The sequence below is a fragment of the Nocardiopsis valliformis DSM 45023 genome (assembly GCF_000340985.1).
Classification (GTDB): domain Bacteria; phylum Actinomycetota; class Actinomycetes; order Streptosporangiales; family Streptosporangiaceae; genus Nocardiopsis; species Nocardiopsis exhalans.
Genome location: NZ_ANAZ01000016.1, coordinates 39452 through 53664 on the forward strand (window position 1 = coordinate 39452; position 14213 = coordinate 53664).

Consider the following 14213-nt stretch of genomic DNA (forward strand, 5'->3'; position numbering starts at 1 on the left):
CGTGATGTTCTATTAGGAAAGTTTCCTAACAAAAAATCGCCATGCCCCCACGGTCCCCGACACCGCCGTGCCCCCTTGCTCGAAGGAGCCCCGTGGCCACCGAAATCGCGGCCTCCCCACCACCGGACACAGGTGGATCCGGGCCCGCCGCCCCCCGGAAGAACAACCCCCTCCTGAACCGGATCTGGCGCAACTACGTCTTCGTGAAGGTCCGCAAGGCCTTCGTCGTGGTCTTCGTGGTGGCCAACGTGACGTTCTTCCTCGGCCGCGCGATGCCGGGCGACCCCATCGACGTCATGGCGGGCCGTCTCACCCAGGGCGGCATGTCGATGAACGAGGCGCGGGCCATCGCGATGAACTCGCTGGCCTACGACCCGGAGGCGTCCCTCCTGCGGCAGTGGTGGGAGTTCCTCGTCGGGCTCGCCACGCTCGACCTCGGCAACACGATCAACCGCCCCGCCTTCAGCGTCACCGAGGCCATCGGCGCCTACCTCCCCTGGACCCTCTTCAGCATCGGCGCAGGCACCCTCATCGCCATCGTCCTCGGCCTCGCGCTGGGCATGGTCATGGCCTACCGCCGCAACCAGTTCCTCGACCACGTGCTCAGCGTGGTCGCCTCGGTCCTGGGCGCCGTCCCGAACTACCTCATCGCGATGCTCCTCGTCGTCGTCGGCGGCATGTACCTGGGCTGGTTCAACCCGATCGAACTCCGCGGCACCCTCAGCCCCGGCGTCCAGCCCGGGTTCACGCTCATCTTCATCGGCGACGCGTTCTACCACGCGGCCCTGCCGATCTTCACCTACGTGCTCGCCATCATCGGCACCTGGATGCTCGTCATGAAGGCCTCCACCACCGAGGTGCTCGGCGAGGACTACGTGACCGTCGCTCGGGCCCGGGGCCTGCGGGACAGCCGCATCGCCACCGCCTACGTCGGCCGCAACGCCGTCCTGCCGCTGGTCGCCCAGATCGCGATCTCCTTCGGCACCCTCGTCGGCGGCGCGATCTTCGTCGAACAGGTCCTGGTCTACAAGGGCGTGGGCGGACTCCTGCTCGACGCGGTCAACTACCGCGACTACCCGCTCCTCCAGGGGCTGCTCATCATCATCACCTCGTGCGTGGTGATCGCCAACCTCGCCGCGGACCTGCTCTACAGCAGGCTCGACCCTCGTATCCGGAAGTAGAGGGACGCACGCATGGCAGTCACCACCGCAACCGGTCCCGCGCCCGCCACAGGCGTCTGGGGCAGCATCTGGCAGGGCATCACCCGCAGCACCAGCGGGTTCATCGGGCTCTGCCTGGTCCTGAGCGTCCTGCTCTTCTCCTTCGTGGGCCCCCTGCTCATCGACAACCACAACCCCACGGACGTCAGCAAGATCTGGGGTCCGATGAGCTCCGAGCACTGGCTCGGCACCAACCACGAGGGCAAGGACACCCTCACCCAGCTCATCCTCGGCGGACGCGAACCCATCATGGTCGGTCTCATGGCCGCCCTCATCACCGTCGCCATCGCGGTCACCCTCGGCGCGATCGCCGGCTACGTCCGGGGCAGGGTCGACCACTTCCTGCTCCAGCTGACCGACATCACGATGACCATCCCCTTCATCGTTCTGATGCTGGTCATCGCCTCCTTCTACCGGACCTCCTCCCCGATGGTGGTCTCCTTCATCATCGGCCTGGTCACCTGGCCTTACCTGATGCGGTCCATCCGCGCGCAGGTCCTCACCCTGAAGGAACGCGAGTTCATCGAGGCCGCCCGCCTCCAGGACCTGGGCACCACCCGCATCCTGTGCGTCGAGGTGCTGCCCAACATGGCGGGCTACATCTTCATCAACTTCATCATCGCCATCACCAACGCCATCTACGCGGTCGTCGGCATGTACCTGCTGGGCCTGCTGCCCAGCACCGCCGACAACTGGGGGCTGATGATCCAGCAGGCCTGGGACAACAACGCCTTCCTCCTGCCCCAGGCGGCACCCTTCCTCGTCGCCCCGATGGTGATGATCATGCTCTTCCAGATCGGGCTGGTCACCATGACCCGCTCCCTGGAACAGGCCCTCAACCCACGACTCCGGGACAGGTGAGCCCAGTGAACGACCACCCCACCGCCCGGGACAGCGACAACGGGGCCCTGCTGTCGGTCCGCGGGGTCGACGTCGGCTACCGCACCGGCCGCAGGACCCGGGTCACCGCGGTCCACGACGTCTCCTTCGACCTCTACCCCGGCCAGTCCATGGCCCTGGTCGGCGAGTCCGGCTGCGGAAAGACCACCCTCGGCCTCGGACTGCTGCGGCTGCTGCCGCGCACCGGGGTCGTCCCCAAGGGCGAGATCCTCTTCCGCCGCAAGGACGGCACCCGCGTGGACGTCCGCACCCTGGAGAAGGAGAAGCTGCGCCGCTTCCGCTGGAACGAGGCGGCCATGGTCTTCCAGGGCGCCATGAACGCCTTCAACCCGGTGCTCAAGATCGAGGAGCACTTCCTCGATACCTTCCGCGCCCACGAGCGCGCCGGGCGGCGCCGCCCCCGCAAGGAGATCCTCGAACGCTCCGCCGAGCTGCTGGAGATGGTCCGCCTCGACCCGGTTCGGGTACTGGGCAGCTTCCCGCACGAGCTCTCCGGCGGTATGCGCCAGCGCAGCCTCATCGCCCTGGCCCTGGCCCTCGAACCCCAGCTGCTCATCCTCGACGAGCCCACCACGGCCCTGGACATCCTCACCCAGCGCTCCATCGTGGAACGCCTCGCCGAGCTGCGCGAGGAGCTGCACTTCTCGATGGTCTTCATCACCCACGACCTCGGCCTGGCCGCCGAGCTCGCCGACCGCGTCGGCACCATGTACGCGGGACGGCTCATCGAGACCGGCACCACCCGGGACATCTTCTACCGCTCCCGGCACCCCTACACCTCGGCTCTGATCAACTCCGTGCCGCCGGTCGTGGGCGACCTCCACGTGCCCGAGTCCCTGCCCGGCGGCCCGCCCAGCTTGAACGCGCTGCCCCCGGGCTGCTCCTTCGCGCCCCGTTGCGCCCACGCTCTCGACTCCTGTACCGCCACCCGTCCCGTGCTCGAGGTGCTCAAGCACCGCGACGCGGGCCTGAGCCACACGGCGGCCTGCTTCCGCTCCACCGACGCCGCACTCCACGCCGAGGGGGTCTCCCGTTGATTGACCGGACCGTCAACCCCGCCCACGCCGAACCGCGCCACGACGACACCGCCCCGCGCGCCGCCAGCACGGTTGAACCGGCCCCCGGGACCGTCATCGGCGCCGCCGCGACCGCCCGGGCCCTCGGCTCCGATGAGCGCCGCGCCGAACCGCCGGTGCTGTCCCTCAAGGGCGCCCAGCAGATCTTCAAGACCTCGAGAGGCGAGGTCCCCGCCGTCGCCGGGGTCGACCTGGAGGTCCGCCCCGGCCAGGTGCTCTGCCTGGTGGGGGAGTCCGGCTGCGGCAAGACCACCACCGCCCGCATGGCCGCCGCCCTGTCCGACCCCACCGCGGGCGAGGTCCTGTTCCGCGGCAAGGACGTCGCCACGATGAACAAGCAGGAGCGGGCCGCCTTCCGGCGCTCGGTCCAGTACATCCACCAGGACCCCTACGCCTCCCTCAATCCGGTCCGCACCGTCTACTCCACGGTCTCCGCCGGACTGCGCCGCCACAAGCTGGTCAAGGGCCGCGACGAGGCCCGCCGCGTCACCACCGAACTCCTGGAGCGCGTCGACCTCACCCCGGCCGAGGACTACCTGGACAAGTACCCCCACCAGATGTCCGGCGGCCAGCGCCAGCGCGTCGCCGTGGCTCGCGCTCTGGCGATGAACCCCGAGGTGATCATCGCCGACGAGTCCACGTCGATGCTGGACGTGTCCATCCGGGTCAGCCTCCTGAACACCCTGGGCAGGCTCCGCGACGAACTCGGCGTGAGCTTCCTGTTCATCACCCACGACCTCGCCGTGGCCAAGTACTTCGCCTGGCGGGGCGAGATCGCGGTCATGTACCTCGGCAAGGTCGTGGAGCACGGACCCACCCCGCACGTGGTGAACGATCCCCAGCACCCCTACACCAAGGCGCTCATCTCCGCGGTCTGCGAGCCGGACCCGGACCTGGCGAAGAACAAGGAGCGGGTCCGGCTGCGCAGCGCGGACATCCCCGACCTCACGGACCTGCCGCCAGGCTGCGACTTCCACCCGCGCTGCCCGATCTACGCCCAGGGCAGCTGCGACACCGTACGGCCTCCGCTGGTCCGCAGCCACGACCGGTTGCTGGCCTGCCACGTCGTCACCAGGGGGTGAGGTGAGTTGCTGCTCCTCATCGGACGCTTCGGCCTGTTTGTCGGAGCGTTCCTCACCCTCGCATGCACCCTCACGGCCGTGTTCACCTCCCCCGGCACAGCCGAGTTCGTCATCAGCGTCGTCACCATCGGTATCGGCCTGGTCGTACTCGCCCTCGGCTGGATCGCCGTCCTTCTCGAAAGGAAACGCCAAGAATGACCCCCACCCCCTCGAACAACGCCCTCCTGAACGAGCTGAGCAGGAGGCGGCTGCTCAAGGCCGTCGGTTTCGGCGCCGTTGGTGTGGCGGGCGCCAGCGCCCTGTCCGCCTGCTCCGGTGGTAACGGTGACAGCGACGGCGTGACCAGGTTTGCCGGCGTCTTCGACTTCGATCTGGACTCCCAGACCCGCAACGTGCACGTCGAGGACGGCGCGCTGCTGATGAACTCCGTCTACCGGGACCTCTTCCTGTGCAGTGGCGCCTTCTACAACTGGGGCGCGCACGAGTGGGACTACCTCCTGTTGGAAGGGCACGAGTGGGACGGCGACGACCTGATCGTCTCCCTGCGCTCGGGTCTGAAATGGAGCGACGGCACGGACCTGAACGCCGACGACATGGTCCGCAGCTACGCCATGCGCGTCCTGGAGGCCCCCTCGTGGGGGACCGGGTTCCCGCAGGTCCAGGACCTGGAGAAGCTGGACGACCTGAGCGTACGACTCGGCTTCGAGGACCCGTTCCCCAACATCGAACTGAGCATCCTCAAACACCGCATCGTCTCCAAGACCACGTACGCGGACTTCGGCGAGCAGGCCCTGGAGCTCGTCAACGGCGGAGTCCGCCAGGGCGACGACGATCACCTCGAGTGGAACGCCGAGTTCATCGAGTTCAACCCGGATGAGATCGTGTGCAGCGGTCCCTACAAGTTCGACCGGGCGCAGATGACGGACGCGCGGATCACGCTAGTGCGCAACGAGGACGGCTACCGCGGTACGGAGGTCAACTTCGACGAGGTCGTCGTCCACAAGGGTGACAACCGGCAGTCCGCCCTTCTCGTGCAGCAGGGCGAGGTCGACTACTCCACCCTGGCGCCCTCCGCCGCGGACCAGCAGGCCTTCCAGGGGGTCGATGGCTTCCGGTGGATCGAGCACCCTGGTTACGACGGCTGCGGCCTGATGTTCAACTACGCCGCCAAGCCCGAGCTGAAGGACGTGCGCGTGCGCAAGGCGCTCGCCTACGTCCTCGACGGCGACCAGATCGGCCAGGTGGCCCGAGGTGAGGCCTACGGCCGGGTCACGCACTACGCGGGCCTGGCCGACATCCAGGCGGAGGAGGTCTTCAGCGCCGAGGAGCTCGAGGACTTCGAGACTTTCGACCAGGACATCGACAAGGCCACGGAGCTGCTGGAGGAGGCCGGTTGGACCAAGGAGGACGGCAAGTGGTACCTCCCCGACGGCGATGAGGCCAGTTTCGAGGTCATCGGTGTCTCGGGTTGGGGCGACTTCGAGCTGACCGCCACCCAGGTCGAGGAGGCATGGAACAGCTTCGGTATCAAGACCGAGGCGCGCAACGTCCCCGAGGACAACCCGTGGGGTATTTGGGCCGCCGGTGACTTCGAGGTCGCCGTGCGCCACTGGGGCAACCCCGAGCTGCCCGACTACTGGGGCGCCTTCCAGATGAACTTCCTCGCTGAGAACGCGGGTACCGAGGACTCTCCGGGACAGTCCTTCGACCTCAAGGTGGAGAGCCCCTCACAGGGCGAGGTCGACCTGGAGGAGTTGGTGGACACCGCCCGGCGTGCCGAGTCCGAGGAGGACCAGAAGGAGGCCGTGCGGGTCATGGCGATCGTCTTCAACGAGTTGCTGCCGCGTATTCCGATCTGGACCTACAAGTATCTCGCTCCGGCCATCGAGGGCGTGCGTGTCCAGGCGTTCGACGATGACCACCCGGCCGCGCAGAACGACATCTACGAGGACAACCCCATCATCCTGGCGCTGATCCAGGGTGATCTGACCCCAAACGAGGGCTGATTCCCGAACCCCTCTCGGCCCGACCGGGCAGGATGAGTGATCCCCTGTAGGGGCGAGTGCCTGCGGCCTCGCCCCTACAGGCGTGTTCGGAAGCGGTACCGGGACGGACCCGAACGTGAGTCCGTGGGATTACGGGCATGCGGGATTTTGTCCATCGGGAGGGCCTTTTATGCGCGTTCGGGCGCAATGAAGGTAGTGTCCCCCGTGCATTCGCACGCGCATTCGCGTTGTCACCCTCCGACCCCGTCCGTCCCTGGAGACCAGGGCCCCCTGAGCGCCTCGGGGCCCCGACTCCGGCCTCCTCGGGCGACTCCACACCCCGCTCCACACCCCTTGTTCGCCCCCCTGCTCCTGCTCCTCGAAAGGACTGGTGCACTATGCCCAAGGACCTGTACGAACTCGGAGAGGTTCCGCCGCTGGGCCACGTGCCCGAGCGGATGCACGCCTTCACCATCCGTCGGGAGCGCTACGGCGAGCCCCGCGACGCCTTCGCCCGCGAGATCGTGCCGGTGCCGGGGCTCAAGCCGGGCCACGTCCTCGTCTACACGATGGCCGCGGGCATCAACTACAACAACATCTGGGCGGCCAAGGGCCACCCGGCGGACGTCATCGCTGTGCGGGAGAAGGCAGGGGAGCCAGAGGGGTACCACATCGGTGGTTCCGACGGCTCCGGCGTGGTCTGGGCCGTGGGGGAGGGCGTGCGCGGGGTCGAGGTCGGCGACCACGTCATCACCGCCCCGGGCCAGTGGGACGAGAGCGCGGACGACATCCGCATGGGCGGCGACCCCATCGCCTCCAAGAGCATGCGCGTGTGGGGCTACGAGCAGAACTTCGGGTCCTTCGGCCAGTTCGCCCTGGTCCAGGACGTCCAGTGCCACCGCAAACCGGACAATCTGACCTGGGAGGTCGCGGCCGGTTTCCTGGCCAGCGCCGCCACTTCCTACCGGCAGCTCTTCGGCTGGTACCCCAACGTCGTGCGCCCGGGCGACCCGGTACTGATCTGGGGTGGCGCGGGCGGTCTGGGCACTTCCGCGATCCAGCTGGCTCGCCAGGCGGGCGGCAAGCCGATTGCCGTGGTCTCCACCCCGGAGAAGGCCGAGCTGTGCCGCGAACTCGGCGCCGTCGGCACGATCCTGCGCACCGAGTTCGACCACTGGGGCCGGGTCCCCGACGAGAGCGACCCCCAGGCCTTCGCCTCGTGGATGCGCGGTGCGCGGTCCTTCGGCAGGAAGTTCTGGGAGGAGCTGGGGGAGCGGCGTTCGCCCCGGATCGTCTTCGAGCACACCGGGGCCGACACCCTGCCCACCTCTCTCTACCTGTGCGACAACTCCGGGATGGTGGTGATCTGCGGTGCCACCTCGGGTTTCCAAGCCGACGTGGACCTGCGCTTCCTGTGGATGCGGCTCAAGCGACTCCAGGGCTCGCACTTCGCCTCGCCCGCGCAGTGCCGCATGGTGATCGATCTGGTCGCGGGTGGCCAGCTCGACCCCTGTGTGACCAAGACCGTACCCTTCGACGAGATCGGCGAGGCGCACCAATTGATGCGGGACAACAAGCAGTCGCCGGGGAACACGGCGGCCCTGGTCAACGCTGCTCCGGGGCAGTTCGGGCTGGACCTGTGACCCGGATCGCGAGCTGACGTCTCCCGCTGGCGCAGGGACATCCGGGTGTCACTGAGAGAGAGGTGACACCCGGCAAGAATCCGACAAAGCACCTCAAATCGGCCGGATTTCGCATGGGTTGAGCAGCTTATTTCTCAGTGTTCCCGCACGTCAGAAGGGTACCGACCGGCGCTCTTTCGGTGCTTCTTTGATTCTTCTGTCAAACTGGGCATCCTTTGTTAGTCTGACGAACCGAACGACGGTTCCCGGTGGAAGAACGGCAATTGTGTGGAGCGCGGACACTTGTCCTGCGGATCGGGCTCGCGGCGCCGATCCCGCTGCCACACCGCGCATGCGCTCCCACCGCGGACGGAGCCGTCGAGGCGTTCCCCCGGCGTTCGGGACGCCTGGTCGTATCACGGGTCGAAAAAGACCCAGGAAACGATTTCCTCCCTGGTCAGGGCGGTGGTGCGGGGCCACCGCCAATCCGCCCACCTGATTCGAGGAGACGAGATTGTGGCACAGGCGCAGTCACCGCACGAGCGCGATGACCACTCCCTGGCCAAGATGAAGTCGACGGAGGATGGGCACGGAACCAGGCGTGAGGGAAGGTTTCGCCGGGCCATCTCCCGGATGGTCAAGTCCCAGACATCCTCGTCATCGGAGAGCGAGCAAGGACATCCCGTGCATCAGCCCGTGCATCCGCACTCGCGGAACCCCGACCAGACGGCGGACGGCGAGGAGACAGCCGTGACGGAGCCCCCCACCGGACCCTTCTCCGCGTCCGCCGAGAACGGTTACCGCCCCACCTCCCGGACGAGCGTCCCGAACCCCTACACGACCAGGAGCGTCGACGTCGACGATGTCGACACCGGCGCCAACCCGGTCGGTCAGTGGCGCGGCGTCGGACTGGACGAGCCCGAACCGCGCAACCCGTACACCCCCGCCACCACGGACACCATGACCGACAACCCCACACCGGAGGGCCCCACCATGCCAGGGAGCCCCATGCCAGGTAACACAGAGCGGCCCGAGGCCCCTGTGCAGTCGGCGGCACCGGCCTCTTCCGCCCCCGAGCCCGCGGCCGACCACCGGTCGACGCCGGGGCAGCAGACCGCCCACGAACCCCACCGCCCCGAAGCCCAGCTACCCGAGCCCCAGGCCCAGCTCCACGAATCCCGGCCCCAGTGGCCCGTGGCCGAGTCCGAAGCGTCCGGGAACCAGTGGGAGCCGCCGCAGGCGCCCTACGAGCCGCAACGGTACGCGGACCGCTCGCAGGCGCCCTACGGGCCGCCGCACCGCGACCAGGCCCACATCCAGGGGCCGGAGCGGGGACAGGACCACTGGCCCACCAGGCACGACCCCCAGGCCCCCCGCGGGTACCGGGGCCACCCGGACCCGAACGGCTACCGGGATCATCAGAATTACCAGGAGACACCGGGCTACCAGGGGCAGGGGTACCCGTACCCGGGCCACCCGGGCCAGGGCTACCCGGCAGACCGGCGCGGCCCCCAGTACTCGGGCAGCCAGTACTCCGATAGCCCGTACCCCAACAGCCCGTACCCCGAGAGCCAGCAGGGGCGTCCCGGCCACGCCGGCCACCCGGGAGACCCGCGCGGCTACCAGGGCCAGCCGCCCGCACCCTACCCGTATCCGCAGGCCGAGTACCCGCCGCAGCCGCCCGTGCCGCCGCTACAGCATTATCCGGTGCACTACGCCCATCCGCAGCCACTGCCCTACCAGAGCGCATATACGCTGCCCTACCAGCCGCCCGGTTACGTCCTCCCGGGACAGCCGGTGATCTACCCGGGCCAGTTCGGTGCCTACGGCCAACCCCACCCGTACGGTCAGCCGGTGCAGCACGTGATCGTGCTCGCCGCCGGACAGCAGCCGCAGGTGGTCACCGCCGAGTCGGCCGCCACGCTCTTCGCGGAGCGCAGCGAACCGACTGTCTCCCAGGAGGTGCGTCAGGACAAGGCGCTCACCCGTTCAGGGACGGACGAAGAGGCCGCCCCCGAGCACTCCGAGGGGTCGGCCCAGGCGCAGCCGTCCGCCAAGTCCCCGAAACAGACCGACCCGGCGGCCGCGGTCGACGCACCCGTTGCCGAGCATCCGGTCAAGGACACCGCCGAGGAGACCACGGCGGAGAAAGCCGAGGCAGCCGCGGCGGCCAAGGCGGAGGTGGCTGAGGCCGTCTCCGAGGCCCTGCTCAACCCGGAGGACGGATCCGGGGGCAAAATCCTCAACGAGGCGCTCGCCGGGCTGGCCATGCGCGACCTCTCCCTGGTCGACGCGCTACTGGAGACGGTCGAGGCGCTGGAGACCGATGCCCAGGACCCCGACCTCCTGGACAAGCTCTTCCAGATCGACAACTTCGCCACCCGTATGCGACGCAACGGGGAGAACTTCCTGGTGCTGACCGGGCACGACGGCGGCGAGTCCGACGCCCACGACGAGATCGTCCCCCTGCTCGACGTCGCCCGCGCCGCGACCTCGGAGATCAAGGACTATCCCAGGGTCAGCCTGGGCAAGCTCCCGCAGGCTTCCATCACCGGTCTGGCCGCCGACGACATCAGTCACCTCCTGGCCGAGTTGCTGGACAACGCCACCGCCAACTCGCCCGAGCACTCACAGGTGGTGATCAGCGCCCGCGAGCTGGAAGACGGCCGCCTGATGATCATCGTCGAGGACGAGGGCGTGGGCATCCCCGAGGAACAGCTGGCCGAACTCAACGGCCGCCTCAGCGGTGAGCCGGTCCTGGACGACGAGGTGCCCAAGCACATGGGCCTGTACGTGGCCAGCCGGATCGCGAAGAAGCACGGCCTGGAGACCAGGCTGGAGCCGCGCTCCTTCCGCGGGCTCAGCGCCTTCACGATCGTCCCCAAGGGGCTCCTGCGCGTGGCCACGCCCCGCCAGCCCGGACAGACCCGTACCTCCATGATTCCCAGCACGAGCGCCCCCGTGACCTCGACCGGCCCCATCCCGCAGCAGCCCGCCAACGGCAAGCCGGTCAACGGCAGCGGCAGCAACGTAGCCGCCGCTCCCGGCGCCTCCAAGGACGCACCGCCCGCGACCACCGGCGGTACCTCCGCGGTCACCGCCGCCGGCCTGCCCCGGCGCAGCGCCACCCCGCACGGTTCGCCGCTGCGGATGATGCCGCACCCCGGAGCGCTCTCGGAGACCCCGCCGCCCCCGCCGAAGGGCCGGGAGGACACCCCGCCCAAGCTCACCGGGCAGGCCCGGGCGGAGCAGATCCGCGACGAGATCGGCGACTTCCTCGACGGGGAACGCGCCGCCATCGAGGGCGAGGAGCTCGAGGGCGACAAGGAATGACCTCCAACGCTGCGGCCCGCGCCCTGGGCGCGGGCCCCCACACCCCAGACCCCCAGCGAACACGACACTCGGCCGAGGCAGGTAGAGCACAAGCATGACTGAATCCACGAACGACAGCGTTGAGAACTTCTCGTGGCTCATCGACCGGTTCGTCCGGGACGTGCGCGGTGTGGAGCACGCCGTGGTGGTCTCCTCCGACGGCCTGGTCCTGACCCACTCCAGCGACTTCCCCGAGGAGCACGCCGAGCAGCTCGCGGCGATCTCCAGCGGTCTGCACAGCCTGGCGGTCGGCGGGGCCAGTTTGTTCCAGCGAGGAGAGTGCGAGCAGCTCCTCGTCCGCTTCAACCACGGCCACCTCTTCATCATGGCCATCAGTGACGGTTCCTGCATGGCGGTGCTCACCGCACCCGGTACCGAGCTGAAGATCGTCGGTTTCCAGATGGCCAAGCTCGTGGACAACGTCGCCCACGTACTCACTCCGCAGCTGCGCTCGCAGCTGCGCGAGGTCATCCAGAACTGACGACGGTGACCCGTAACGGTTCGGCAGGAATGAGGTTGCCGCGGCTATGAGCTTCCGCAGGCGAAGGAGTAACCGTGTTCGCCCGTTCACCTTCACGGGTGGGCGGACGCGGTCACGGCATCCGCTGATGGTGCAAACCCTGGTCTCGACGTCCGAGCCCGGGCAGGAACCTCCTGGCACCCTCATGCCGGAGTCGATCAGTATTTACAAACTGTGCCGGGAGACAAGGTCTCTCGCCGAGGTGTCGGCCGAGCTGAACATCCCCCTGGGAGTCACTCAGGTTCTGGTCAGTGACCTGGCCGAGCAGGACCTGGTGTACATCCACCCGACCATCACCGGCAGCAGTCCGTCCGAAAACCAGGTTCTGGAGAGGGCTCTTCGTGGTCTCGAACGACTTTTCCAGTGACAACAGGTCGAATCGCAAGAAGATGTCGAGCAAGATCGTCATCGCCGGTGGCTTCGGTGCCGGCAAGACGACCTTGGTGCGCTCGGTGTCGGAGATTCCGCCGGTCACGACTGAAGCGATCATGACCGAGGCCAGTGTCGGGCACGACGACACCTCGGTCACACCCGACAAGACGACGACCACCGTCGCGATGGACTTTGGCCGCATCACCATCGACGACGAACTGGTTATGTACATGTTCGGCACGCCGGGCCAGGCCCGGTTCTGGTTCATGTGGGACGATCTGGTCCGCGGCGCCGTGGGCGCCGTCGTCGTGGTCGACTGCCGCAGGCTCGCGGATTCCTTCGACGCCGTCGACTACTTCGAGACCAGCAAACGCATTCCCTGCATCGTTGCGCTGAACAAGTTCGAGGGCCGTCTGGACTACACCTCCGAGCAGGTCCGCGAGGCTCTGGAAGTCAGCCCGGAGGTCCCTATCATCGATTTCGACGCCAGGCACAGGACGTCCGGCGGCGACGTGCTCAAGACGCTGTTGCGGTACGCGCTCGAGCACAACCGTGCGAGCGAGCCCGTCGCCTGACAGACAGGGAGCGTGTGGACCCCCAACCGGTCGATCCTCCCCACGGCCCCGTAGGTTCCCCAGGAAAGTTAGCGACACAATGCGCAAGATCCTTATCGTCGGCGCTGGCCACGCCGGTCTGCACCTGGCTCACGGTCTCCTGACCCATGGCTACGACGTCACGGTGATCACGGGGCAGTCCTCGACTGAGATCCGTACGGGGCGGTCCTCCGTCACGCAGTTCACCCTCCCCACGTCGCTGAATCACGAGCGTGAGTACGACCTCGACCTGTGGAGCGTGCTCTGTCCGCAGGTCCGCAACCAGAGGATCCACCTCTATCCCGGCAAGGACAAACCAGCCCTGTCCTTCGTGGGCCGGACAGGCAAGGCCAACGACTACATGGTGTCGGTGGACCGCCGGGTGAAGATGGCCGACTGGCTGGAGTTCTTCGAGGACCGCGGGGGCAAGGTCGTCATCCACGGCGTCACCGTGACCGACCTCGACTACTTCTCCCGCATGTTTGACCTGATCATCGTCGCGGTCGGCCACGGAGAGCTCGGCCAGCTGTTCGACTACGACCAGAGCCGGTTCAGCGGAGCCAGGCCCCGGTCCATGGCCCAGGCACTGATCTACGACGTCTGGCCGGACGCCGGCGACGACCCCAACGTCGGCTGGGCGGCCTCGGCCGCCGACGCCGGGAACACCATCCTCATGCCGATCCTCAGCCAGGAGGGCCCCTGCCACGCCCTGGTCATGGTGGACAAGCGTGGCGGGCCCATGGACGCCTGGCCCGACCGGCCGGGCCCCGAGGAACAGCTGCGCCGTATGAAGGACCTGATGCGTCGCTACGCGCCGGAGTACTACGAGCGCATCAAGGACGCGGCGTTGGTGGAAGGGTTCGGCAGTACCCTGACCGACGAGGTCACGCCCCAGGTGCGCAACCCCGTCGGTGTCCTGCCCTCCGGAGGGAGGGTGCTGGGTATGGCCGACGTCGTCGTCACGATGGACCCCTACGTCGGCCAGAGCTGGAACAACTCCATGCACTGCGCGAAGGCCTACCTTGAGGCGATCATGGAGCACGGGGACCGCGATTTCGACGAGGACTTCCTGGTCAGTGCGTTCGATCGGTTCTGGGAATTCGGTCTGCACAACCAGCTGTGGTCGGAAATGAATTCCACTATGTGGGACCAGGGTGACCTGCCGGATTACTTCCACGATCTCATCGATGGTGCTCAGCGCTACCCGGAGATCGCGGACCGGTGGATTCAGGGCTGGGACCACCCGCCTGACTACGCCTCTTGGCTTCTTCAGCCGGAGGAGGCGCTGAAGTACCTGGCCGAAGTCCGGGCGCGCAACGGAGGGTGAGCCAGGCCTGGAACACTTCGGCATGCCCAATGTCCACGGACATTGGGCATTTCTATTCGGTAACGAAGTTGTTAAATCCCTGGTTGTGTCGCGTTCTGAATGTGGTGGCGCCAATGACCGAAAACTAGGGTTCCGTTGTCATCT

12 protein-coding genes are annotated in these 14213 nt (G+C 67.6%); all 12 read left to right on the forward strand.

From position 1 onward, the window contains the following. Window positions 1-92: 92 nt before the first annotated feature. The 12 genes from D457_RS0117420 (at window position 93) to D457_RS0117475 (ending at window position 14069) form a co-directional block, all read left to right on the forward strand. Window positions 93-1181: an ABC transporter permease gene (locus tag D457_RS0117420; RefSeq protein ID WP_017581959.1), complete on the forward strand. Its 1089-nt coding sequence runs from the start codon at window positions 93-95 to the stop codon at window positions 1179-1181. 12 nt (window positions 1182-1193) lie between these two features. After that, entirely contained in the window at window positions 1194-2081 is an 888-nt protein-coding gene (locus tag D457_RS0117425) for an ABC transporter permease (protein ID WP_017581960.1), read from the forward strand. 5 nt (window positions 2082-2086) lie between these two features. Then, window positions 2087-3157, forward strand: a complete 1071-nt coding sequence (locus D457_RS0117430; RefSeq protein WP_017581961.1) for an ABC transporter ATP-binding protein — start codon at window positions 2087-2089, stop codon at window positions 3155-3157. Continuing rightward, a complete protein-coding gene (locus D457_RS0117435; RefSeq protein ID WP_017581962.1) occupies window positions 3154-4278 on the forward strand; it encodes an ABC transporter ATP-binding protein in 1125 nt (374 codons plus the stop codon). Before D457_RS0117430 ends, D457_RS0117435 begins: the two co-directional genes overlap by 4 nt. A 6-nt stretch (window positions 4279-4284) precedes the next feature. Next, complete coding sequence (locus tag D457_RS0117440; protein ID WP_017581963.1) at window positions 4285-4476, forward strand: hypothetical protein; 192 nt, start codon at window positions 4285-4287, stop codon at window positions 4474-4476. After that, window positions 4473-6284 carry an ABC transporter substrate-binding protein gene (locus D457_RS0117445; protein WP_017581964.1) on the forward strand — a complete coding sequence of 604 codons (1812 nt, stop codon included), beginning with the start codon at window positions 4473-4475 and terminating at the stop codon, window positions 6282-6284. The genes D457_RS0117440 and D457_RS0117445 overlap by 4 nt, the downstream gene beginning before the upstream one ends. Before the next feature lie 377 nt (window positions 6285-6661). Then, a complete protein-coding gene (ccrA, locus tag D457_RS0117450) occupies window positions 6662-7906 on the forward strand; it encodes a crotonyl-CoA carboxylase/reductase (RefSeq protein WP_017581965.1) in 1245 nt (414 codons plus the stop codon). A gap of 729 nt (window positions 7907-8635) precedes the next feature. Beyond that, the gene (locus D457_RS0117455) at window positions 8636-11218 is read left to right on the forward strand and encodes an ATP-binding protein (RefSeq protein ID WP_239646133.1); all 2583 of its coding nucleotides are present in this window, start codon (window positions 8636-8638) and stop codon (window positions 11216-11218) included. 94 nt (window positions 11219-11312) lie between these two features. Continuing rightward, the gene (locus tag D457_RS0117460) at window positions 11313-11738 is read left to right on the forward strand and encodes a roadblock/LC7 domain-containing protein (RefSeq protein WP_017581967.1); all 426 of its coding nucleotides are present in this window, start codon (window positions 11313-11315) and stop codon (window positions 11736-11738) included. A gap of 46 nt (window positions 11739-11784) precedes the next feature. Next, window positions 11785-12144, forward strand: a complete 360-nt coding sequence (locus D457_RS0117465; RefSeq protein WP_013151545.1) for a DUF742 domain-containing protein — start codon at window positions 11785-11787, stop codon at window positions 12142-12144. Between the two features lie 22 nt (window positions 12145-12166). Next, complete coding sequence (locus tag D457_RS0117470) at window positions 12167-12724, forward strand: GTP-binding protein (RefSeq protein ID WP_017581969.1); 558 nt, start codon at window positions 12167-12169, stop codon at window positions 12722-12724. Between the two features lie 79 nt (window positions 12725-12803). Then, window positions 12804-14069, forward strand: a complete 1266-nt coding sequence (locus D457_RS0117475; protein ID WP_017581970.1) for a styrene monooxygenase/indole monooxygenase family protein — start codon at window positions 12804-12806, stop codon at window positions 14067-14069. The last annotated feature ends 144 nt before the right edge of the window (window positions 14070-14213 follow it).